Genomic DNA, 24,458 nt, shown 5'->3' with positions numbered 1-24,458 from the left:
CAAAAAAATAAACGATAGTCCTTCTATATTTTTGATAGAAGGACTATCGTTTTTTCAGTTAGAGTATTTGTATAATCGTTTAACTTTTTATTTCCTGAAGGTCAAACGTGATGAAGATGATAAAATTTCATCTCCAAGCCTTTAAATGAAAACATTATGTTTTTTATGGCAACCTAGTTTATTTTCTTAGCTTGATGACGATGGGATATCACCACATGTCCAGCAGCCTAAGATTAAGTAAGAGTCCGTTCAACTAGATTTTTTCTAATATTTTTAGGAGCATCTTATTTCAGCTTCGTCATATTACACTAATTGAATTTAAAACACATCCGTATGCTATTTAGTAAAATTTACGATTCGAGACATAATTATTGCAGTAGCCAAGATAATAATAGCGGTTATCAAACCAGATTCTCCAATCCAAATCTCAGTTTGATCTCCTGTACTTGCACGTGCGAAAGGTCCTTGAATAATGGCATTCCAAGTAGTATGAATGATAACCGAAGGCCAAACGCTACCTGTGATAAGTCGTAAATAAGCTGTAATATAACTGAATGGCACAATACAAAAATAGATGCCAAGTACTGAAAGTAGGGCCGATGTTCCCTCTACATATAGACCAGCAATAACAATTGGAACATGCCACGTTGCCCAAATCAATCCGCTAATAAGGATTGGGCGTGAAAACTTTGCATCGATTAGTCTTGTAAGCATATAACCTCGCCAACCCATTTCTTCTCCCATAACTGGAATTAAGTTAAGCAAGCTACCTAAAACTCCGCTCAATACTACTATAAAAATGAAACTTAATGGTATCGGTAGATACTGAAATCCAAGTATATTGTAAATAGGTTCTAGCATACCACCTTGCGGGGGCTGAAACCTCGCAATTCCGCTCAACCAGGCGATAGAATAAGTAATTCCACAAATAATCATAGGTATTAGCAGAGCAAAACCAATCCCCTTCCATATCTTTAAGTTACCGAGACTAAAAGATACATCTTTAAACCCTTCTTTCAATATTATGCGAGTCAAAATAGAAGAAAATGCCGGGGTAAACATATATACCACAATAAGCGGCATACTTTTAGTAATCATTACTAGTACATTTAGGATAATAGAAGTAATAGTTAAGATACTTAGAAAAAGTTGAAGTCCTATTTTAGCACGATGGATTTTATCTTTATTGTGGAACGATTTTGCGTGTAATAACATTGTAATCCGCCCTTCCCCTTTATTCATTTGTTTATCAAATTTACTTCCTGTCATTTCAACAGCTACAACTTAGAATAAAAATATTTTGACATACAGATCATTCATCTTTAAAATCCCTCCCAAATTCATAATCTAGTCTTACTTGCGATTCAACAATTTAATTATTATTTATAAACTGTCATAGCCGATAATACAAAAGTGTAATGATTAACCTATGACTTGTGTCAATTAATCTTATGACAATATGTAACTAGAAAATATGATATGGAATAAATAACAATTAAATTAAGGCAATTGATTCGTGCAAGTACATGAATCAATCTTGTTTATAAAAATAATTCAATTGAGGTGGGCAAAAATGAATAAGAAAAGAATGATTGCAATGGTTAGTACAGCTTTATTAGTCACAGGATGCGCGGAAGTAGGAAACGCTCAAACTGTAGCAGTCGAAAATTCAGGTCAATCAGTCCAAAAAAATATAGTTAAATCAATACAATCACAGGCTAACCCATTAAAAACGATAGAGCCGTCAAAACCATTTGAAGATTTAAAACCACTTAAGAAAATGATTGGGAACGCGCAATATGTAGGATTAGGAGAGAATACTCATGGAAGCTCTGAAATTTTTACTATGAAGTTTCGCCTTGTGAAATATTTGGTTACTGAAATGGGTTTTACGAATTTTGCAATGGAAGAAGATTGGGGAAACGGCTTAAAACTAAATGAATATATCCAAACAGGAAAAGGAAACCCTAGGGAATTTTTAAAATTGTTATATCCTACTGATGAAATTATAGCCATGATTGAGTGGATGAAAGATTATAATGCTGATCCATCCAATAAAAAAAAGATCCAATTTATTGGGCTCGACTTAAAGGCGTTGGACCAAGGTAGCTTTAATAAAGTAATTGATTATGTAAGGCTGCATCGACCAGATTTGCTGGCAGAAGTAGAAGAAAATTATAAAGAATTGTCTTCTTTTACTGGAAGTATACAGGAATATATGAAACTTGCTCCTGAAAGGAAAGAGAAGTTTAAAGCAAACGCTGAGAGAGTAGCCCGATTACTAAAAGATGAGAATGAACAAGCCAACACAGAAATAATTCCATCCGAGTACATCTGGGCGAAAGCAACGGCAAGTGCAATAGAGAAATTTACCACAATGCTACTCCCTAACGACTATCCAAGTATAATAAAACTACATGAACAATACTTGGCCGATCATGCAATGTGGGCACAAGAGACATTTGGTGGTAAAACGATGGTATGGGCACACAATATTCATATAGCTAAAGGAATTATCGATGAGAAATTATACCCTTATGTTGCGGGGCAGTTTTTGAAGGAACGTTTAGACAATAATTATGTCACAATTGGTAGTACAACTACGGAGGGGAATTTTACCTTATACAGCGAATATGATCCTTCCACTGGAGGTAAGATTACAACCGACACTATTCCACAAGATGTAAAAAGTTTCAATTATACTCTCGGAAAAGTGCCATATAAAATGTTTTTATTGGATAACCGTCACCTTAAAGGACAAGCAGAAAAATGGGTTAAAGCAAAAAGACCATTACTAAGTATAGGGGGACAAATCCTCCCGAACAGTTCGGTGTATTTTGATACTTCATTGCTTGAGCAATTTGATATTATTTTTCATATTCGAAAAACAAGTCCATCTCATATTAAATAAAAGTACAAAGCAATCCCGTTCTTGCAGATGTAAGAACGGGATTGCTTTGTGGAGGAGTAATAAAGTGAAACTTTAATCAGCAGGTTTTTGTTCATCCCCCACTGATTATTAGCCTTCACCAATCGTGCGTTTACCGGCAGCCCGCCCCCCCCCACCTAACGCTGAATTTTGAGGTGGGAGTCTTACTGCCCAGTAAATAGCGGGATAAAAGCATCTTTTTTAACCAGAAGTAAGCTGCTCTCCCCTTTTTAACATCATTTAGAACTGTCATATGACACTTTTACACTAGTGAGAATGACAAAAAAAGCAGTATGATTCGGTTATTACACAGATAGGAGCGATGAACTTTATGAAATCAAGATTCATCCATAATGGTTATTTTTTATTGCTAACTTTCGGCACAGGATTGTTTTATTTTTGTTTTTACCTAATAGCTCTGCTATTTAGTTTAACCCTTTCATTTACTGTTGTTGGGATTCCATTAATTATGCGCGTACTACAGACTACCACACCCTTTATCCAATTCGAGCGCATACAGACGAAAATTTATACAGATATTTCAACAGACTCCTACGATAGAAGTATAACAATGGATACATCGAACTGGGCTCAGGTGAAATTAGCGCTTACAGATCGTCGCACTTGGTGTGCTGTCTATTGGTTAATGCAGAAATTTGTGATTGGCATTTTCAGTCTCATTAGTGCAATCATTTTTTATGTAATGCCACTTATGTTCCTGTTGGCACCACTACTGTATCGATACATCGATATGAATATTATATTTATACAAATAGATACTTTTGCCAAGTCACTCTTTGTAATGTTTATGGGTATAGTATTTACCGCCATAAGTATTAGAATAGTCGATGGTTTGACAAAGAAAATTGGGGGCTATACACGTAGTATGATTCGGCAACTAAATCAATAGAAGTTTGCAGTCTGTGAGTAGTATCGTAGTTTTAAATTAAAAAGTATAATAAGGCAGGAAGGATTAAATTATTATATAGGAAGTAAAATGGTAGGCTATTTAGGGGGTAAAGGACTTGTTAGATATGGTTAAGTATTGGTTTTGGTATGATTGGATTATGTTAGGGGTACGCCTACTTGCTAGTGTGTCTATCATTCTAGCTACATTAAATTTTCAGGATGGTTTAACATTACCACTTTGGATTATTATTCTTTGGGAAATTATTGCCTTCTCTGTTCCATGGGTAGCCTTACTATTCAATTATAAATATTATTTGTTCACAGAAATACTGCTATATGGTGGACTATGTATATATTTAACCTTATTATTTCCAGAAGCTTACAACACATTTCTTATATCGGTGTTTCTAATTGCTGCGAATAGTAAGCATTTGTCCTATTATTGGACAGCTCCAATAACGGTTTTTATAACAACTGGAATTTTCTATGCGGTTGCGCCAAGTAATAGCTATTGGATTATGGTCACCTATTATGGATTCGCATATGTAATGGGCTTCGCTTTTCATTTATTAATCGTCAATCATAAACAAAATGAATCAATTCGTAAACAAAACGCGGTACTTGAGCAATATATGTCTCAGATTGAACGCATTACACTGGCGGAAGAACGAAACAGACTGTCGAGTGAGCTTCATGATACAGTTGGTCACGCTTATACTTCTATTATTATGGGGATGGAAACGTTGCGCACCGAACTTGCTACTGAAATGGGTATACAGAGGCTAGATTCTCTGCTTGAAATGGGACGTAAAAGCATCGAGGACGTGAGAGGTTACCTACATCAAATGGAGTCTCCGTGTCAATCGCCTTCCTTAATTCAATCTCTCCAAAATCTTGGAGCCGAATTTCAGGAGCACGCTCTGGTTAATGTAAGTTTTCGGACATACGGAGAGGAATATGAATTGTCTCGGCAAACGAAGATAGCGTTCATTCGTTGCTTACAAGAGTCCCTTACGAATGCAGTACGTCATGGTCAGGGAACTGAAATTATAGTTTCATTGCAGTTTGAACAACAATATACGAGATTAGAAGTTCAAGATAATGGAAAAGGAAATGTAGAATGGCAAGAAGGCTTCGGTATGAATACGATGAAAGAACGAGCAATGAATTTGCAAGGTCAATTGTCTGTATATACAAAGCCAGATGAAGGAATGCTTGTTACATGTACCATACCGCGACAAACTGAAATAAAAGATGGACTTATTCGTTTGTTAATTGTAGACGACCAGCCGTTTGTTCGGGAAAGTTTGAGGACACTACTCGATAGATATGAAGATTTAAATGTAGTCGGTTTGGCCGAGGATGGCAATGAAGCCATCGATTTGTGTGGGCGCCTTCAACCTCATGTTATACTTATGGATTTAGATATGCAACACATGGATGGAGTCGAAGCAACCAAAAAGATTAAGCAACAATGGCCACATATCCGCATATTGATTTTTACAACTTTTCAGGATACCGAACAGGCGTTGGAATCGCTTCGCAACGGTGCGGATGGTTTTTTACTCAAATCTATTGAAACATTGGAGCTAGCTAATACGATCCGACTTATTCACAAAGGTGGGACACTGATTGATCAGGGAATGTCTCACAAAATATTTGAGAAGTTTGATGCGCCAAAAGAGACACCACAATCAAAAGCAACCGCTTATGAGCTAACAGCTAGGGAGATAGAAATATTGCAGCTAGTAGCAAAGGGACTTCGATACACTACCATAGCATCAAGGTTATATTTATCGAATGGTACGGTCAGAAATTATGCTTCCACAGCTTATACAAAGCTAGGAGTCCGTAACAAAGAAGAAGCTGTTCAAAAGGCTCTAGAAATTGGAATTATTGAATAAGAAAAATGTTTTTTGTTTCTCTACAGCAAGGCAAAATGTAGTTACAAGATACAGTAAAGGATAAAGTGAAACTTTAATCAGCCCTCATCAGTCGGACTTTTACGGGCAAATAGCGGGATAAAATGAGCGAACTATCATGAACTCCTGTTTTATGCGTATAATTAATAGACAACCTAAGTAACAAGTTTGTTCCATTTTTATCAGTAGTCGTATCTAGAAACCTAAAAAAGTCCATTTAGAAGATCTAAATGGACTTTTTCACTCATATAATCCTATCTATAGTTAAACGAATAAGATTAAATACATTTAAATTTTCTTGTTTTATCTACTAAACTGTTTAGGCATTTCTTTAACGTGCTTATCATCATCACGCCAATCATAGGTTTCTTTCTGTGAAATATCTAAAGTTTGATCTCCAATTCTAACAATATTCTTATTTACCCATTCAATATATGGATCGGTATCTGGATAATTCCAATATATATTTTTCTCTGAATCTGTATCAAGGTTAACTAATTCACCCCTAACAGCATCCGCACTTAATGATCCTGCATTATGAAAATAAGTCTTGATGAGATATTTTCCATCTGGAGATTCCACTGTTCGAATTAATTCCCCTTTTGGAACGCCTTGCAAACTAAAAAGTTTCCAATATCCAAATCCAATTATAATTACTAACATAGTAAGTATAGTTAGTAATACTTTTCTTTTTGTTTTTTTAATTTCACCTTTTGTATTTATAATACTCATTCAACTCCATTCCATAGAACACATACCATATTATACCATTAAATAAATGGTATAATATATCAAAAATAAAAATCCTCCCTTAATAGTATTATAAAAAGGGCATGTGATGATCTCCCTATTTATAAAGTGAAACTTTAATCCCCCTCACCAATCGGGCTACCCGTCAATGCGGGATAAACATGACAATTCCCCTTTAAGAAAAATATAAAAAATCAGACAGTATACTTGAATTGCTCTTCGCAAGAGAATATACTAATAAAGCAGGCTATGACGTTCCTTCCTTCTAACTTCTTTGGCGAAATAGGGATGTTACTTTCCTGCTAAACACATAGGCTATGACAATTCTTCCTTCTTTGTAGAAATTTCAAATTGTTTTAGAGTTGTCAATTTCCTATGAAAATAATTAGACTATAAAACCTCTTTCTTCTTTGGTCCTGAATAAACTTTAGTTTATCAACCATTGATGTAGAGGTTTTCTTTTCTTAATTAACAAATTACCACTTAACACCTAAATGTTATACCCCTAATTTTTCACTAAAAAATAGCTTTATACCCTCAGTGCATTTCTCTACAATTAGTGTGTTTATGCATGTAAAAATAAAAATCTACCACTGAAAGGAGGACAGTCGGACTATTCCCCTCTTTTATAAGGAGTGAATAATCGGCGTTCTCATGAAAAATTCTATTTACATAAGAAGAAGTTTGAAAGTAATTATAAAAAGAAAAGAAAATAAACTACCGAACATTTATTTAGCCACTGTTTTAAAAAACTTGGAAAGTTTAGGATTTACTTTTTCCGAGCCTTTAATAGAAGAGTTGCAAACACTTTCGGTTGATGCATTCACATCGTTTTACAAAGAGTTGGTAAAACATTTAAAAGAAATGGTTGGTGCACATATTCAGTTTACTCCTATGTATCCAAACTTTCCGCAACAAATGATGGATTTAAGTGACGCTGATTTATACATCAATGCCGTTATTCATTATGTGACGTTGTGCCTACCTGTATCAAAAGTAGAAGAACGACTTCCTCTTTTAGATAGCGTTGATTTGAAAGTTATTGACTTAGGAAGTGAAGAAGATTTTAATCAAATGATTTCTCAATTGATTCGTGCAAACAGCTCTATTTCCTCAACTGATAAGACAGATGTAGAATGGGCTATTACACACACTGAAGATGTTTCATGTTTTCTACCTAATGTAATTCCTCATAAGGAAAATATGTCTTTTATAATTGGGGTTTTATTAATAAACAGAAAAATATCAGCCGATGCTGCTGCAAAGTATTTTAAAACAGCAACTGATGTTCTTCGCCTTGCAGTTGCTTTATCTGAAGGTGATGTGAGTTTAGCATCCTCCGTTCGATTCAAGAAGTTTAACCGAGTAGAAAGACGCTTCCTTTTAGGATTGTTAGAGCAATGCGGAAACATTACCGAAGATATGATTCGATACAAAAAACGTTGGATTCGTTTAGGTGAAATTCTTCATCCAGCAGAATATCATACTCGTTTCCCAAAAACCCACCGAGCATTTGAGATTCTTCGCAACAACATTAAAGTTGAAACATTTAATGGAAAAATAGAAGCAGCTTTGTTGAATCGTGATATCATGACAGCGAAAAATCTTTTAAAAACTCGCCCGGGGGAATTTGCCAGACGCTTGGATCATTTAATCCGTTTATGTAGTGATACATCAACAGATGTTTTCAATATTCTCGAAGAGTTTCTAAGTATAATAGGAAATGTTTCTACTCCTGTATTACTTCAACTCACGGCTCATTTTAAGCATCGAAATGATAAAAATGAATTTCGCACCTTTTTTCCAAAGGGAAATGTAGCAAAAGCTATAGGTGTTGAAAATACACTTCCATTTATCTCAGAGGATATTTGTTTAATGATTGTAAAAATGTGTGAAGATACTTTAAAAAATCGCTTCGCAGAACTTCCAAGTCTCGGAAAAGTATTTTTGGATGAACAGTTAAAAAATCACTTAGTTCCCTTCTCTCAACGTTCAGCCAGCAAAGCGCTTCGCACATTATCTCGAGGAAGTAAAGTAGATTTGCCAGAAGGAGATACGATTCGTTTTTTCCTATGGTGGAAAGAAGGCTATGTGAATGGACAACATACAGGACGTGTTGACATTGATTTGTCTGCTGCAATGTACGACGAAGATTGGCAATACAAAGAACATGTATCCTTCACGAACTTACGTTCAAAAAATTTCAAAGCCTACCATAGCGGAGATATTACTTCTGCACCAAAGGGGGCATCTGAATTCATTGATTTCGATATTCCGTCTGTGCTGAAATATGGTGGACGCTATGTAGTTATGACTTTGCTTTCTTACACAGACCAACCATATAAAGATTTACCAGAATGCTTTACTGGTTGGATGGTTCGTCAATATCCTGGTTCAGGTGAAATATTTGAACCTTCTACTGTTCAAGATAAAGTGGATATTACTGCCGACACCCAAATCTCTATTCCAGTTATTTTAGACTTAAAGGAACGAAAATTGATTTGGACAGATTTGTCTCTTACAAGAGATCTAACTTATGATAATACCATCGAAGCTAATCAAAAAGGTATGATACTAGTTGGAAAGGCTTTAACTACTTTAGTTAAACCGAATTTATATGACTTGTTCCGATTACATATTGAAGCTAGAGGTGAACTCGTTCAAGACATCGAAGAAGCAGAAACTATTTTCTCTTTGAATAAAGGGATTACTCCTTTCGATATCGAAAAAATAATATCTGATTTTATAGCTGACTCAAAAGGCTAACTACATTACAAACATTGATAATGTGTGGAAAATATCGATGTATAATGTCTATGTGAAACAGGACCTGATAGATGTATATCAGGTCCTGTTTTTTATTTAGTAGATACTAAATAATCTGGTTAATCACTATTCATCTAAATACACTATACTAATAAAGTGAAATTTATTCGAAAGAAGTTCATTAGTTAATATGTATCTAATTAAGAAACATTCATATACCAGCCCAAACATCTTTTCCATATCGCCCTTCATCTTGCACACGATCCAACCAATTTCTTGCTTCTTGTTCACTGACTTCATGAATTTCTTGATATGCTTGACAAAGGGTATCTTCTACATCCGGAGCCATTTTACTTCCATCACCACATATATAAAGATGAGCTCCATTATCTAATAACGAAATTAAATTGATTCTATCTTGTTTTATTAAATGCTGTACATATGTTTTTGGATGTCCCTCTAAACGAGAAAAAGCTGTGTGTAAAGAGATTAATCCATCTCTTTCATCATTTTCTAGTTCTGTACGATAAAGATAATCTTTTTCAGGATGACGACAACCAAAATATAGATGCGCTTGTCCTAAGTTCATACCTTTTTGCTTTTGAACACGACGCGCTTGCAAGAATCCACGGAATGGTGCAATTCCAGTACCTGGCCCAACCATAATAATTGGTGTTTCTGGATCTTTAGGTAATTCAAAGTTTGATTGTGGCGTTCGAATGAAACAAATAATCTCATCTTTATTATGACGCTGAGCTAAGTAATTAGAAGCGACTCCTTCATATGTCCCTTCCCCACTCCATGCAGGTGCATTAACAACACCGACCGTAATGCTCAGACGATTGTGTGCAACGAGTGGAGAGCTTGAAATAGAATAGTAACGCGGTTTGAGCGCAGGGAGAAGTTCTAAAAAGCGTTCAAATCGGATTTCACAAGCCTCATACTTTTCAAGAAGGTCCAACATTGAAATCCGTTTCTTTAATATTTGTTCATGATAAACTCCTTCTTCTAATAATGCTTCCAATTCTTTTTTATGAGGAGGACATGCTGTGAATGTTACCATTTCTCGTATTTGTGCTCGAGTGGCTGCTTCTTGAACTTCAACACTATAACTAAGAAGGTCCAATAAACTAACAGGACTGTCTAAAGGTATGTGATTTATACTTCGTCCACTTGCACTCAGTATAACTTGATCCTTCCCATTTAATCCAAAACGTTTTAAAATTCGGTTGATATTTTTCTCGCTATTAACTGGCAACACTCCAAGGTGGTCTCCTTCTTTATATGTAGCACCTTCTGGCAAGGATACCTCGATATGTCGTGTACTTCTATCACTGCTGGATGATTGGAGTTCACGATTTTCTAGTATAGATGCATACACTGCTTCATATGTTCGTGCAAGAGGAGATCCTCCAAGACGACTAACAAATTGCAGACTCAAAGTACTGCGCTCTTTTTCCATATTTTTGTTTAGTTCCAATCCAAATGCCTTCATCGCATCAGACCACATGCTTTGTTTCCATTGCTCGAGCTGTTCCTCGAAATCACCACTTGCATCTGCTTCTCCGCGTTTAGAAAATCTTGTTGCTCCTTTTTGAGCCATCTGCTCATCAATGTATCTTGGAATCCGTTGGTAGGTACTAGCCCAATTATGATCTCCACAACCAAAAACTGCGTATTGAACCCCTTTTAGCTCATCTGGTTTTAGTTCCTCCAACCATTGCACAAACTGCCCTGCATTACTTGGCGGTTTTCCATTATAAGAAGAAGTCACAATAAGTACCGCTCCTTCTTTTGGCAAACTTCCAATTCGATCGTTAAGAGCTACCACTTCCGTTTGAACTCCTTCTAAACTAGCTGTATCTGCTAATTCTCTTGCAATACCTTCTGCTACACCTGTATCCGAGCCATACAGGACAAGAAGTGAAAGATTATCGGCCCCAATAATAGAAGGTGTCTTCTGGACGTGCTGCTTAATTTCATCGTTTTTCAGCTTGTCCTCTGTAGGTGCAAGAACAGTAGGATGGCTAATAGTTTGTTTTCGGGGTAGAATCCTAATCTTAAAATCACCGGGCTTTAGCGTTAATGTTTGTTTTACGTCCAGCTGATAGTTTTGATAATCGATTAATTCAAAATGTTGAAGAAGCATTCCCATTACAAGAGTGGCTTCATGAAGTGCAAATTGCATACCGATACATGCTCTCTGGCCATTTCCAAATGGCTTATAAGCATGATGAGGAACCTTATCCAGCTCTTCAAATCGTTCAGGTTGGAATTCTTCCACATTGTCTCCCCATGCATCTTTATCCCTATGTAGCTGTGGAATAAGAACAGAAATACGATCTTCTCCTTTCTTAATTGGGTATTTCCCACCAATCACTGTATCTTCTTTTGCATAGAGACTGAATGCTGGAGCGGTAGGCCATAGACGTAGCGATTCATTTAAAATCATCCGTATATACTTCAGTTTCATAACTTGTTCGTATGTTGGAGTAGGATCTGTCAAAACACGGTCTACTTCTTCATAGGCTTTTTTCAACTTATCCGGATTCTTTAATAAAAAGTAAATCGCAAAAGATAACAATCCACTTGTTGTCTCATGTCCAGCTATTAAAAAGGTAATAATTTGAAAACGAATATTTTCATCATCTAATTTTTCACCAGTTTCCGGATCCTTCACATTTAACATACGGGAAAGTAAATCATTTTCTTCCTGATCTCCACTACTTTTACGTTCAGCAATAATATTATCTACTAAAGAAAACATAGATTGAATATCATGCTGAAATTGACGTTTCGTTCTCCACATGAGTTTGTCTTCTATATCCAGCCTCTGTAATTGGTGCATCGCCTCATCTAGAGCACGGGTCATGCTAGTAATAAAAGGATGAGGGGTCTCACGATAAAAGCTATTGAATCGGTAATTAAAACCACATAGACCAATTGTATCTAACGTAAGACGAGTCATATCCTCCGGAACATCTACGTTTTCATTCGGATTAAGCCGTGCCCATTTTTGAACGAGTTGTACAGCAATATCGACCATCATGGCATGGTAATCTTTCATTGCCCGTTGGCTGAATGTAGGCATCAAAATATTATGAGCTTTTTTCCAGTTAGGCTCGTGAGTCTCGCTAGTAAATAATCCGTCTCCAGCAAAGGCACGAACTTTTGCTAAAGCACCCTCTATACTTTTATCGAAACGTGTTTCGTCACAAACTTCTGCTACCAATTCATGTCCAGAAACGACAATGATGGTATCACTTAAAGTTTGAATTTGAAAAATGGGACCATACTCTTCCGCTATCTTGATAAAGGATAGGGTCGGTTTATCTTTATCGATTAATGGGAGATTACCCAGCGGTCCATATGTTTTCGGCTGAGGAATAGTAGATACTTTTTTTTCCATTAAAAACACCCTTTCAAAAAAGCATGAAATAAAGATATGTAATTGATTACCTTATTTTATCTTTTCCCTAACTATTCATGATTATGATATTACGTATAAGCTTGGCAATTAGATTTATAACTTGTAGAAAAATACTAAATTAAAATGAAGCGAATAAATATAGTTGGACCCTTTTAATGTTGGTGTTAAAAGATAATCTAAAATTATAATGTTTATGAGAAATTGCAAACGGATCTCATCTCTTGTATTTGTTTATAAAACAATCATTTTAATTCATTTTCTTCTAAAACACTCCAAAATAAAGAAGGTGACGAGCTTAAGATTGTAGTATTCGAAAAATCAGTAGTTTAGTTAAACCAATACGATAAGCAAGTATACCTTGTTATTAATGAAAGAGGACCTGATATGAACATCAGGTCCTCTTTTACTATATAATTATTTCCCTGCTTCTTTTAGTTTTTTCTAGCTTTAAATACCGGCGCCTTAGCAGCAAAAAAACTTATAGGAATCTTTATCTAGCGTTTTATTCTTCTCTACCGATTTAACTTCTCGACAGCTTCCGCACTTGTATCTACACGTTTAACGAAAAAAACTAATAGTAGTGCAACAACATTCATGCCAAGCGCTACATAGAAGGAATACTGAATTCCAGATAATAAAGCCTTTTGAGTTACTATTGCCTTCGTAGTTTCTGTGAAGGTTGTTGGATCTATATCAGACATTAAACTTTCAACTTTTGTTTTTGTTACAGAATTCATAATCGTAACAAGAATAGCAGTACCAATCGAACCGGACACTTGTTGAGCTGTATTATTAACAGCTGTACCGTGCGGATTTAAGCGAGTTGGCAATTGATTAAGACCATTTGTCATAAGTGGCATCATCACCATCGCCATCCCAAACATCCGCAGTGTATAAATAAGAATAATATGTGTATGACTAGAGTCAATTTGCAGACTTGCCAACATATAAGTTGAAACAGCTGTAATGGAAAGCCCTACTATGCCAAGAATCCGAGGACCATATTTATCAAATAGTTTACCTGTAATTGGTGACATAATCCCCATTATTACCGCACCTGGAAGCATCATCAACCCAGAGCTCAGCGGCGAAATACCACGGACGTTTTGTACATAAGCTGGTGTTAAAATCATACCCGAAAACATGGCCACCGCGTTGACAATTGCAATTACAGACGCAAGTGCAAACATTGGGTACTTGTAAACACGTAAATCCAATAACGGCTCATCCATTTTTAATTGACGGATAATGAAAGCAATTAAGGCAATAGCGCCTATGATTAAGGCTGTTAAGACAACTTTATTCGTCCAGCCATCGGAGCTTGCAGAACTGAATCCATATAACAAACCGCCAAAACCGACAGAAGATAATAGTAATGAGAGATAATCAAGTTTTGCATTTTTGTTTTGTTTCATGACATTCTCAGATTTCCAAATCCCTAACAGTAAGCTAATGATTGCTAACGGTAAAATCATTTCAAAAAGCAAACGCCAGTCATAATACTCTACAATATAACCTGATAGTGTCGGTCCAATTGCTGGAGCTGTAATCATAACTAGTCCAAAAATCCCCATTGCTGTTCCCCTTTTTTCTCTTGGAAAGCTTACTAGCATAATATTCATTAACAAAGGCCCCATAACTGAAGAGCCTGCCGCTTGAACCATCCGACCAGTAAGTAATAAACCAAAATTCGGCGCTACAGCCGCTAAGGCAGTACCAAGAATAAAAATCAACATAGATGTAATAAATAGGCTTCTATTCGAGAAACGCGTTATTAAAAATGCTGATGCCGGAATTAATATACCACTTACAAGCATATACCCTGTAGAAAGCCACTGGATCGTTGAATAATCTTGAATGTCTAAATCTTTCATTATTGATGGCAAGGCTACATTTAAAAGCGAGTTATTTAGAAATGAAACAAATGCCCCAATAAAAAGAATTACAAGCATTACATATGGTGGTTTTCTTTTATGTAATGTTTCACTCATATATTTAATTGCCCCTTCATTATAAATTTCATTGATTCGTTTAAATCGTTTACATATTTGCACAAGAAAACATTACCCTTGCAGTATTTTGCCAAACTCTTCGAATGGATATTCTCTTTTTAGCAATTCCACTTGCCCAACATAACATTTTAAAATCTTTTTGTTGATTAAACCTTTATAAAAACGTTTATTAACGGAATTTAAATTAGGCTGAAATATATAAAAGAAGCAACTGAAAATACCCTTCTAAAATAAAGTGAAACTTTAAATCAACAAGTCCACACACCCATTCCTTTAAATACAGGCTTGTAGATCTAGTTATGTAACCATCCATAAAAAGGAATATTACATAGGCTAAGTCTAACATTACATTTTTAAAGTGAGGAGAATAAGCGTATGCACCAATATTGGTATTTGAATTCAAAGGGAAACGGGGAACAATATACTAACCAAATTTCTTTGTATTCACAGCCCGAAATAACTAAATCTGAGGTAATGAATGATTTGAAGATTCCTGAGAATTGGAGTTACCGAGTCTATCCAGTTAGTTGGGATTCATCAGCCAATTATACGGGATTCAATCCCCAACCCCCTCCCTTCTCTTGGGGGCAGCAGCCAATCAATTATGCAGGGATAATGCCACAAGGTCACCCTACTAATTGGACTCCACTACCAGGTCATGCAGGTTTTAATTTTCAAAAACCTTCCTTCCCCTGGGCCCAACCATTCAATCATACAGGGATGTTCGCACAAGGGCATCTTGCCGCTTTACTATCGCCGCCAGCCAAGTCTTTTCATTTCAATACCAATAACTCGGGTGTTTTTGGAAACCCTCCAGGATGGGGTAGTCCGTGGGCCCCAATGGGATGGGGAAATAACGGAGGTAGCGGTCAGCTAGGAATGCTTGGAAACTTACTTACAGCAGGAAAAGGCACAATGGGTGGAATAGGAATGATTAGTAGTCTAATCGGGATGGGGAAGTTCTTCTTTTAGTTAATTAAAGTGATAGAATTGGTCCGCAGCTCAGACATTCCAACAAAATATTTCATTCTCCATTGATTTAATGTTTTCAAACATGTACTCCTCAATATATTTATTGTGTGCTTCCAATACTCCATCCAAGTTCGTCTCCTTGTCTTTCAATTTATAAAAAAATCTGTTGCAACTCTTTAGACAACAATTCCAGTTCATACAAAATCAATAAGTTCACAACAAAAACGCTATCCTTTCCTATGATTCTAGGGAAATAATAGCGTTTTTGTTACGTAATGATTAAGTTGTTTCATTCTTATTTATTCAATAATTTCATTGTCATTTCTCTGCATTTTTAGCCTGATAGCGATATGATCATCCCCCGTAAAATGCCATTTCTTTTACTTATGCTTTGCTAAAAATTCTGTTATGCGACGATATACATATATTTCATTTTCTTTTTTTGAAAATCCATGCCCTTCATCGTCTAATACTAGGTATTCTACATCTACTCCTTGTTCTTGCAACGCGTGAAAAATTTGATCCGATTCTTCCTTTACAACTCGTGGATCATTTGCCCCTTGGATGATAAGGAGTGGTTTATTCATTTGATTTAAGTAAGTAATTGGTGAATCTTGTATAAGCTTATCTTTATCATTATTAATATCACCTATTAAATTAACTGCGAGCGGTTTCCAATTTTCAGGCATAGATTCGATAAAACTAAATAAATTGCTAGGTCCAAAAATGTCAATGGCTGCACGGAAATACTCTGAATGACGCCCGTGAAGCAATAAGGTCATATATCCTCCATAACTACCGCCCATAACAAATAATTTATCAGGAGTTGATATCCCCTGTTCAAATAACCATTCGATCCCTGCTACACAATCTAAACGTGGTGCTTCTCCCCAATCACCTTCAATCATTTTTGTAAACGTTGAACCATATCTTGTACTACCTCTAAAGTTTGGCGCAAAAATATTATATCCCTGCCTTAATAAATATTGAAATAATTCTCTGAAACCTTTCGTCTCAGCACTTTGTGGACCACCATGAGGCCAAAATATTGTATATCCGTTTTGTACTTCTCCTTTCGCCCGGAATAATAATGCTTCTATGTTTAACCCATCAAAAGAGGCATATGTTATAACATCCGGTTCAACAAAAGAAGATTCAGATAGACCAATAACATAGTTTTTTGTTAATGCTGCCCATTCTGTATCTCTATTCTTCTTGTAATAGATGTTTGCTGTTTTCGTCGCACTTTCACCTAGCAAATATAAATTTTCCGATTTTGTAATTTCAATTTGACTTATCGTATCTACCGGAGAATTCAATAGAATTAACTCTTTTTTATCCCATACAAATTTATATAACCTATCTGTAACACCTTTCGACGAAACAATGTAGCCATTTTTTGTTTCAGCATGCCATTTTATATCGGATATATCTTCCTTCTCTATTTTACAGATTGGTTTGAATTCCTGTTTATTTAAATCAAAAGAAGCTACATAGGAAAACTCTTCTTCATAATTTGTAACGAAAATTACTGTATTTTCATCAATATAACAAATGGACCCTATAGTATGTTCTTTCTCACTGGAAGGTACTATACAAATAAGTTCTTCTCCCTTTTTTACATATCCTACATTATACGTATTACTATATGACTTTAAAACAATGTAACTTGATTCATTCGGACTTACTGCCTCTACATATGTAGGTGTCTCCACACCAGTTAACAACAGCGTATCTTCTTTTGTGCGTATATTATAACAACGAGAGTTTAAGAACATTGGGTTATCTTTACTTGTGACATAGTATAATCGTTCCCCATCCTCTGTTAAATGCACAAAGTAATCCTTTTCTGTCTCTCCTGCTGGAATCAATTCAAGCAATCCACCACCCTCTGGCTTTAATGCATAAATATGATAATTTTCATCCCCATCTTTATCAAATCCAGCTAAAATAAATCGATTTAAAGAATCCATTTTAATAAAATTGCTTGATTGATTACAATATGTTAATGGATAAGGGGATAAATTGGGTAAATCCATCGCCCATAAATTAGAATGACCATTTAAGTTTGTACTAAAAATTAATTTCCCTTCATCTTCACTAACTGTAAACCTACCAATACTATAGGATCTAAAAAATTGTTCAGCATCTTCCATAGGAAATTGAATCATCTTTCTTCCTCCACTCCACCTTATATCTGAAAATTCAGAACATCTTATATATAAAGATTCTACATTTTCCTATTTATCCCTTTTTGGTTTTATTTAGATTTACTTCTCACTCTATATTTCTTACTAAATGGTTCTTCACTTCTATTATGATCTTTCTTTTAAGATGTGAAATACAAATACACTCCGTAACCTACAAATAAGATCAATAGAATAGAAATGCCGAGTACCGTATATATAATCCCTTTTAAATTTGAGTTCATATCATCCTCCTACTCCCCGATAATTCGAGTATATAACAAAAAAAGCATTGGATACCCAATGCTTTTTACACTTACGCAAATAAAGAAGTATTCGCATATAAAGCTGGTGAACCACCTGAATGTACGAATAAAATATTGTCTTCCTTATTAAATTTACCTTTTCTAATTAAGTCGATTAATCCCGCTACTGCCTTACCTGTATACACTGGATCAAGTAAAATACCTTCTGTTTTCGCAAGTAACTGAACTGCCTCTACCATTTCCGGCGTTGGTAACGCATAGCCTGGTCCTACATATTCATCAAAGCACGTAACAGCGTCGCGCGAGATAAAGTTTGGAATACCAACATGTACTGAAGTTTCATCTACAAGTTTTGCTACTTTCTCTTCTTGCTCAGCTTTTCCTCTACTTACATTAATCCCGATTACAGGAATATGGCTTTGTGTTCCAGAAAAACCAGTAATTAAACCCGCATGCATACCGCCGCTACCACTTACACAAACAACTGAACTGAAATCAATTCCTTGCTCAAATGATTGCGCCATAATTTCTTGGGCACAAGCAACGTATCCCATTGCGCCTGTAGGGTTTGATCCACCAACTGGAATTACATATGGTGTACTACCTTTTTCACTTACTTCTTTTGCTACTTTATGCATTTCTTCCATCAGGTCTGCTCCGTTCGGTACAACAATGACGTTTTCAGCACCTAATAAGTGATATAAGAAATAGTTTCCGTTAAAGTCTCTCTTCTCTTCTGGCTCAAGCCCTTCCTCTAATACAAGAATACATTTCATTTTTTCTTTTACCGCAGCAGCAAGTGTCAGGCGGCAATGATTTGACTGAATACCACCAGCTGTAATTAATGTATCTGCACCCTTTTCCTGTGCATCTGCAACTAGAAATTCTAACTTTCTCGTCTTATTGCCACCGGCTGTTAAACCGAGTAAATCATCTCGTTTAAAATAAATAGTCGGACCACCAAGTGATTCAGAAAAATTGTTTAACTTTTCAATTGGTGTATATGATTCTGTATATTTTTTTCTCGGGAATTTAGCTAAATTCATTGTAACGCTCCTTTTGCACTTCTTTCACAATATATGTAACGTTACTATTATTACACGTAAAAATGGTGAAGTCATCTTTCTCGGTTAAAAATGTATTAGAATTTCATTTTGATAAGTAAAACCGTATTAATGCTTTTAACTTAATTACGGTACATGAAATTTATATCAACGATTTTTTAAATATATCGTTCATTACTTACAATATATCAACGATTTTTCAAATATATCGATCGTAACTTGCAGTATATCAACGATTTTCTTAATATATCGATCTATCGACAAAAAACGACAGACAGGCAACCCCTTTCTCATCAACAAAAAAAGAGCCCACACATTCAAATGCAGACTCCCTCCAATCACTTATTTACCGAAAAACGAAGTAACTGCGTTAATCCCGGCTCTAAATTCATTTCACCTTTATGACGTACGTATACGACTTTATCTCCATCAAATTTCGGAGGATTTGCTTTACTATACGTATGCCACTCATTCGTTCCTTCTATAGTGTACTCCATATATTCAGTTGCACCGACAATTATATTTTTACTATCATCTGCCGTTACATTTGGTGCCATCTGCGCAATTTTTGAATCACTAATTAATAACTTCTTTATATCCTTATCACGTTTGTAATCGTAAGCTGTCACAATTACATCGTTACCATATGCTTTCACTTGCAACCCTTGTTTAAATGAATAGCCATCAGGAGCAGTCTTCTCTCCTCCATTTGGTCCAGCCGACATCCAGCCCGTTTCAATCCCGCCCGTATTTACAACAGTAAATCCTTTTTTATCTCCGCCTGCAATTTTCTTTTTACCAGCCCAGTCCGGTAAGTTTAAATCCCAATGCGTATGACTCGTAAAGAAAACGACCTGCGGATAGTCTTTTAATATATCGTACAATTTATCAACGTTTAAATAGTCTTGTAAATATGGTGATTGTCTTGATCCAGACACAGTATCGGGTAAAACGTGATGAGAGAAAATGAAAATTGGTTTATTTTTATCTTTTTGGCTGTACTCTTCTAAATTTTGTTTTAACCAACCTAGTTGCTCATCACTCATATATACTTCATCCCACATTTTTGAATCATGGTATTTCATATATTTTTCAGTTCCTAAAAATAGAAGCGGATAACCATCTAATTCTTTTTTATGATATACCTTTTCTTGTCCACTAAATTTCAGATAGCGGTTAAATAAAGTTTCCTCAGTTACACCATTTGGCCATGTACTTTGAGAGAGTTTCCCATCCGCTGTCCATTTACCAGCATAAAACTCATGATTCCCAACAGTAGACCATACATTTTCTGGATGCTTATTTTTATTTAACACACGCTTTACATCATCATATTGTGACTGTTGTCCAGTCGGCGTTATATCCCCATTCATAATAAGCGCTCTAGAAAGTGGCGTCACTTTGTTCATATCTTTTAGCACATGATCAAAATCCCCTAAATCCCCTTGAATATCACTAATAACATTAAAAGTTGTAGCTGATTTTCGGGCTTGCTCTTTCCCTTCCGCATGCACTGAAAACGTCGGTAATAATGCCGCCATAACTGCTAACGAAGCAACTGTCTTTTTCATACAAATTCTCCCCCTAATAATAGAATGTACAAACTGACATGTTCTGCTTTCTCTTAGGTGCTTGTCCAATTCACATTATAAGGAGGGATTGTAAAGATAGATGGAGTTAAAAGTTAAGTGTTTTTTAAGAGATTTTGTCGTTTTTTGCACTCCACAATTAGCGATTCACGCCAATCTAGCTTTCTAGCCATTTACATTACATAAATGTAAATGAATATGATGAATCTCTTAGTTTAATATGTTGTCTTTTTAATCTCTGTTATATAACCGCCACAAAATATGCTATCTTTTCAAGTTCTCTTTCTTTAATAAACATTACTCCTCTTTTAATTCGCCTTAAAATTGTAAAGTGGCTTAATAATATGTTTAATATCAATTGTTTCTTTTGTATTCTCAATAATTTCACCCATTGGTTTATATACCATTGGTGCTTCATCTAAAGTACTTTCTGCAACAGATGTCGTCCAAACCTCTGTCATTGTATTTTGAAAATCCTCTAAGTTAAGTACTTCTTTCGCCTTCTTACGGCTCATAATACGTCCTGCCCCATGCGGTCCAGAAAAGTTCCAATCTGGATTCCCTTTACCAAATGCAATGATTGAACCGTCTCTCATATTAATTGGAATGATTACTCGTTCATCTTTCTGGGCTGAAATAGCACCTTTTCGTAGAATCATATTTTCCATATCGATGTAGTTATGAATTGTAGTGAATTGATCTGTTACTTTCCAATCCATTTTAGTGACGATTTCATCAATCATTGCTTTACGATTTAACTCCGCATATTTTTGAGCAATTTTCATATCATTCATGTAATCTTTAAATCCTTGTCCTTCTAAATAAGCTAATTCTTTGCGAATCACCGGTTTCTTAATTCCACGTAAAGCTTCATGTATTTCTTGTTGTCTACCTTCTTTCGTTAAACGCTCAATCATTTCTTCTTTAATAGATTTAACGTTTATAAGTTGCTCGTAAGCAAAGTTTTGATAATACTCTGCTACTTGTTTCCCTAAATTACGCGAACCACTATGAATGACAATGTATACATTTCCTTTATCATCCTCATTCAGTTCGACAAAATGATTGCCCCCGCCAAGTGTACCAATGCTTTTTTGAGCACGTTGCACTGTAAACGGGGCTCTTACACTATCAAAATCAATCATTTTTGAAAATCGATGTTCCTTATCTCGAATACGAAAACCACTTGGGACAAATTTACGTATCGTTTCGTCTAAGTGATCGAAATTGATTTCCTCTTTTTTCTTATTAATCATCACAACTTCCATGCCACAACCAATATCGTACTTACCTCTCAGTTTCCTGAAAGAGTGGACTATACCTTCTCTACAGTCATCGAGATATGCAGTCTCTACTGTAGGCTCACCGTATTAATTATTCCTCTTCAATTCAAAATGGATGAGGAATAATTCTGTACCTTAGTCTGCTAACATGGTACAAGTCTCTGAACCATTCGATTATGTCACCATAACCACTGGCTGCTGATTGCCCTCGCCTTTTATCGTTAGGGTTTCCAGTCAATTGAGTGAGTAGTTTAAAGTCTGAGCCGATTAGTTAACCCCGACTAAATTAGGAACAATTTTATCTTGAATCGTCATTGTTGTCCCAATCGTACAACCTGCGCCCGCATGTGTATCTGGCATAATACGAATCTTGCTATCCTTTACAAATTCTTGGTTACAAAGATCAATAATTTGACCTGCTGCCGTTTCTTCTACATTCGAAGTATACACTTTCGCTTCATTGTATTTTCCTCGTAATTTCAACATCTTCTATTTCCCCTTTCCTTTAGTTTCTACAAGACATTAATTTATATATATAATATATTTATAATTATATTTTCCACCACTACAGCTCATTTCCTTTTTTATAAAAAAAGACACAGAGATTCCTCTCCATGCCTACTAATTTCCTACCTTTTCACCGCATGTACATAATGCACTGTCTCAAAAGCTTCTAAATAATCGTTTCGTCCTTCAAAATATAATACATCAATATCCTCTGGTGATAAATGCTCATAAATGAGTAAGCCCGCCTTCTCTAACAGTGCTTCCATTTCAGCATAAGAATAACATGATTTCATCGGTTCTCCGCCTACCGCAGCCATTTTCACCATATTTTCAACTCGATTGGACAGTCCCTTTTCTGTAAACAAGTTTTCATCGGGATAATCAAAAACGATAGAACTGCCTGCCGGAACCATCTCGAATAAACATTCTAATAAACTAGCAAGTTCCTCTTTCGTTAAATAGTACGTAACACCTAAAAGGCTAAAGAAAGTCTTTTTATGTTCAAATCCTTCATTGCTTAACTGTTCATAGGAAAATCCTTTCGTAAAATCCATTGAAACAAAATGAAGGTTTTTTGGAACTTCAAGTTCTGTTTCTTTTATTCTTTCCTTCTTAAACACCTGCGTAGAAGGATGATCCACTTCAAATATTTCTATTTTATTTTCCAATTCTCGGTGTCTAAAACTGAACGTATCTAAGCCTGCACCGAGTATGACGTATTGTTTCGCTCCTAATGTAATTTCATGTAGTAATACTCTTTCACAATATGCAGCACGTGCTAAAGGTGTTGGTGATAATTGCACTTGTGTAATCCATTTTAATATTTCTTGTGGATTATCTTGAAACTGCTGTGCAATGTCTGTATTGAAGAAATGTATTCCTTGAACCATATTCGTTTCAATATTAATTCGTTCTTTTGGCGAAATGAACTCTTTAGCTACATAATCATCAAAGATTTTCGGATTATCAAATTCACTATGATATGCCCTGCTGAAAGCTGATACTAACGACGTTACACTTGCTTCACCTTGTTTCACGCACATACACTCTCCTTCATTTTCACAACAAAAATAGGGTTCCCCTGGCCAGGAGAACCCTATTATACACCTTATTTTTACATTGGTAAATTATAGCATAAATAAGTTTTTTTGTCAAGTTTTCAGCCTACTAACGCTCCAATAATTTGTGTAATCTCTAGCAGGAAGATTTCGATCTACACCGAATATTCCAGTTCATAACAATACAAATGGAGGGCGTCATGAAAAGATTAGTCATCATTACAGTTGGAAAAACACACAGTGGAAAAACTACATTTGCAAGAGCATTAGAAAAAGAGTTACCCCACTCTTTCGTTATGGATCAAGATAATCAAGCTGAATTTATTAACACGCATTATGAAAAATTACAACCGACAGAAGGATCAAATACACTAAAGCACAGTCTTTCAAAATTCATTGTTGATTATGCGAAAGAACATACAAATTTACACCTTATTATTTGTAATTCCAATCGCAGTAAAAACGGAAGATTCTATTTACTAAACGAATTATTTCCACAGAATGAATATGTACGCATATTAGTTCATTTTGACATTCCAGATGATGTACTTTATGAAAGAGTGGCTCGAAGCACGCGAAGTACGAATATTTTTAGAGGTGGATATTCTAGTTTCAAAGAAGTACTTGATCGACAACAAACTGAATCACTTCACGATAATGTGGTAGATCCTGTAGAAAACGAGGCTGATTATTTGTTTGTTATTCGCAATAATAAAGATGTAAGCTTTACTATAGAAGAAATTGTTCATCTAGCTAAAGGTTTATCCCCTACCCCAAATAAGAGATTATAAAAATTACATAATCATAGATTATTA

At 35.5% G+C, this 24,458-nt stretch carries 16 protein-coding genes; 6 read left to right on the top strand and 10 right to left on the bottom strand.

Going from position 1 to position 24,458, the window contains the following annotated elements:
* Positions 1-336 precede the first annotated feature (336 nt).
* Positions 337-1,215: a CPBP family glutamic-type intramembrane protease gene (locus M1D66_RS11465; protein ID WP_242555196.1), complete on the bottom strand. Its 879-nt coding sequence runs from the start codon at positions 1,213-1,215 to the stop codon at positions 337-339.
* Positions 1,216-1,573: 358 nt separating this feature from the next.
* On the opposite strand from M1D66_RS11465, the gene M1D66_RS11460 reads away from it, so the two are divergent.
* The 3 genes from M1D66_RS11460 to M1D66_RS11450 all read left to right on the top strand — a co-directional run bounded on the left by M1D66_RS11460 (position 1,574) and on the right by M1D66_RS11450 (position 5,742).
* Positions 1,574-2,911 carry an erythromycin esterase family protein gene (locus M1D66_RS11460; protein ID WP_001036230.1) on the top strand — a complete coding sequence of 446 codons (1,338 nt, stop codon included), beginning with the start codon at positions 1,574-1,576 and terminating at the stop codon, positions 2,909-2,911.
* 349 nt (positions 2,912-3,260) lie between these two features.
* The gene (locus tag M1D66_RS11455) at positions 3,261-3,839 is read left to right on the top strand and encodes a sensor domain-containing protein (RefSeq protein ID WP_242555143.1); all 579 of its coding nucleotides are present in this window, start codon (positions 3,261-3,263) and stop codon (positions 3,837-3,839) included.
* Positions 3,840-3,954: 115 nt separating this feature from the next.
* Positions 3,955-5,742: a response regulator gene (locus M1D66_RS11450; protein ID WP_242555142.1), complete on the top strand. Its 1,788-nt coding sequence runs from the start codon at positions 3,955-3,957 to the stop codon at positions 5,740-5,742.
* A gap of 321 nt (positions 5,743-6,063) precedes the next feature.
* Here M1D66_RS11450 and M1D66_RS11445 read toward each other — a convergent pair whose 3' ends face one another.
* On the bottom strand, positions 6,064-6,492 hold the full coding sequence (locus M1D66_RS11445) for a DUF5412 domain-containing protein (RefSeq protein ID WP_016122830.1): 429 nt from the start codon (positions 6,490-6,492) through the stop codon (positions 6,064-6,066).
* 672 nt (positions 6,493-7,164) lie between these two features.
* Here M1D66_RS11445 and M1D66_RS11440 point away from each other — a divergent pair.
* Positions 7,165-9,276 (top strand): TerD family protein, encoded by a 2,112-nt coding sequence (locus M1D66_RS11440; protein ID WP_242555141.1) that lies wholly within the window; start codon positions 7,165-7,167, stop codon positions 9,274-9,276.
* A gap of 211 nt (positions 9,277-9,487) precedes the next feature.
* Here M1D66_RS11440 and cypD read toward each other — a convergent pair whose 3' ends face one another.
* Together cypD and M1D66_RS11430 are read right to left on the bottom strand one after the other, a co-directional pair.
* Positions 9,488-12,685, bottom strand: a complete 3,198-nt coding sequence (gene cypD, locus M1D66_RS11435) for a bifunctional P-450/NADPH--P450 reductase (RefSeq protein WP_242555140.1) — start codon at positions 12,683-12,685, stop codon at positions 9,488-9,490.
* A 533-nt stretch (positions 12,686-13,218) separates the two neighbouring features.
* Complete coding sequence (locus M1D66_RS11430; protein ID WP_000005123.1) at positions 13,219-14,697, bottom strand: DHA2 family efflux MFS transporter permease subunit; 1,479 nt, start codon at positions 14,695-14,697, stop codon at positions 13,219-13,221.
* A 396-nt stretch (positions 14,698-15,093) separates the two neighbouring features.
* Between M1D66_RS11430 and M1D66_RS11425 the strand changes: the two genes are divergently transcribed.
* On the top strand, positions 15,094-15,690 hold the full coding sequence (locus tag M1D66_RS11425) for a hypothetical protein (protein WP_000554427.1): 597 nt from the start codon (positions 15,094-15,096) through the stop codon (positions 15,688-15,690).
* 380 nt (positions 15,691-16,070) lie between these two features.
* Here M1D66_RS11425 and M1D66_RS11420 read toward each other — a convergent pair whose 3' ends face one another.
* From M1D66_RS11420 to M1D66_RS11395, 6 genes are all read right to left on the bottom strand, one after another.
* The gene (locus tag M1D66_RS11420) at positions 16,071-17,861 is read right to left on the bottom strand and encodes a S9 family peptidase (RefSeq protein ID WP_044307403.1); all 1,791 of its coding nucleotides are present in this window, start codon (positions 17,859-17,861) and stop codon (positions 16,071-16,073) included.
* 331 nt (positions 17,862-18,192) lie between these two features.
* Positions 18,193-19,188, bottom strand: coding sequence for a D-cysteate sulfo-lyase (cuyA, locus tag M1D66_RS11415; protein WP_153595417.1), 996 nt, complete (start codon positions 19,186-19,188; stop codon positions 18,193-18,195).
* A gap of 356 nt (positions 19,189-19,544) precedes the next feature.
* On the bottom strand, positions 19,545-20,777 hold the full coding sequence (locus M1D66_RS11410; protein ID WP_046392887.1) for a DUF4073 domain-containing protein: 1,233 nt from the start codon (positions 20,775-20,777) through the stop codon (positions 19,545-19,547).
* Positions 20,778-21,103: 326 nt separating this feature from the next.
* Positions 21,104-22,063 carry an RtcB family protein gene (locus M1D66_RS11405; protein WP_242555139.1) on the bottom strand — a complete coding sequence of 320 codons (960 nt, stop codon included), beginning with the start codon at positions 22,061-22,063 and terminating at the stop codon, positions 21,104-21,106.
* 282 nt (positions 22,064-22,345) lie between these two features.
* The gene (locus M1D66_RS11400) at positions 22,346-22,564 is read right to left on the bottom strand and encodes an RtcB family protein (RefSeq protein WP_012593282.1); all 219 of its coding nucleotides are present in this window, start codon (positions 22,562-22,564) and stop codon (positions 22,346-22,348) included.
* Positions 22,565-22,707: 143 nt separating this feature from the next.
* Complete coding sequence (locus M1D66_RS11395) at positions 22,708-23,628, bottom strand: class I SAM-dependent methyltransferase (RefSeq protein ID WP_242283548.1); 921 nt, start codon at positions 23,626-23,628, stop codon at positions 22,708-22,710.
* Positions 23,629-23,843: 215 nt separating this feature from the next.
* Here M1D66_RS11395 and M1D66_RS11390 point away from each other — a divergent pair, with 215 nt between their 5' ends.
* On the top strand, positions 23,844-24,434 hold the full coding sequence (locus tag M1D66_RS11390) for an ATP-binding protein (RefSeq protein WP_000826991.1): 591 nt from the start codon (positions 23,844-23,846) through the stop codon (positions 24,432-24,434).
* Positions 24,435-24,458: the final 24 nt, after the last annotated feature.

This window comes from Bacillus sp. PK6-16, assembly GCF_056530295.1.
The sequence above is the reverse complement of the archived record's forward strand: the minus strand, read 5'-3'. Positions and strand labels throughout refer to the sequence as shown.

What these genes read in the sequence shown, in the direction of transcription:
- M1D66_RS11420 (WP_044307403.1), bottom strand. Translation starts at nt 17,861, where the DNA reads ATGATTCAATTTCCTATGGAAGATGCTGAACAATTTTTTAGATCCTAT.
- M1D66_RS11460 (WP_001036230.1), top strand. Translation starts at nt 1,574, where the DNA reads ATGAATAAGAAAAGAATGATTGCAATGGTTAGTACAGCTTTATTAGTC.
- M1D66_RS11390 (WP_000826991.1), top strand. Translation starts at nt 23,844, where the DNA reads ATGAAAAGATTAGTCATCATTACAGTTGGAAAAACACACAGTGGAAAA.
- M1D66_RS11410 (WP_046392887.1), bottom strand. Translation starts at nt 20,777, where the DNA reads ATGAAAAAGACAGTTGCTTCGTTAGCAGTTATGGCGGCATTATTACCG.
- M1D66_RS11440 (WP_242555141.1), top strand. Translation starts at nt 7,165, where the DNA reads ATGAAAAATTCTATTTACATAAGAAGAAGTTTGAAAGTAATTATAAAA.
- M1D66_RS11465 (WP_242555196.1), bottom strand. Translation starts at nt 1,215, where the DNA reads ATGTTATTACACGCAAAATCGTTCCACAATAAAGATAAAATCCATCGT.
- M1D66_RS11425 (WP_000554427.1), top strand. Translation starts at nt 15,094, where the DNA reads ATGCACCAATATTGGTATTTGAATTCAAAGGGAAACGGGGAACAATAT.
- M1D66_RS11405 (WP_242555139.1), bottom strand. Translation starts at nt 22,063, where the DNA reads ATGGAAGTTGTGATGATTAATAAGAAAAAAGAGGAAATCAATTTCGAT.
- M1D66_RS11455 (WP_242555143.1), top strand. Translation starts at nt 3,261, where the DNA reads ATGAAATCAAGATTCATCCATAATGGTTATTTTTTATTGCTAACTTTC.
- cypD (WP_242555140.1), bottom strand. Translation starts at nt 12,685, where the DNA reads ATGGAAAAAAAAGTATCTACTATTCCTCAGCCGAAAACATATGGACCG.
- M1D66_RS11430 (WP_000005123.1), bottom strand. Translation starts at nt 14,697, where the DNA reads ATGAGTGAAACATTACATAAAAGAAAACCACCATATGTAATGCTTGTA.
- cuyA (WP_153595417.1), bottom strand. Translation starts at nt 19,188, where the DNA reads ATGAATTTAGCTAAATTCCCGAGAAAAAAATATACAGAATCATATACA.
- M1D66_RS11445 (WP_016122830.1), bottom strand. Translation starts at nt 6,492, where the DNA reads ATGAGTATTATAAATACAAAAGGTGAAATTAAAAAAACAAAAAGAAAA.
- M1D66_RS11400 (WP_012593282.1), bottom strand. Translation starts at nt 22,564, where the DNA reads ATGTTGAAATTACGAGGAAAATACAATGAAGCGAAAGTGTATACTTCG.
- M1D66_RS11395 (WP_242283548.1), bottom strand. Translation starts at nt 23,628, where the DNA reads ATGTGCGTGAAACAAGGTGAAGCAAGTGTAACGTCGTTAGTATCAGCT.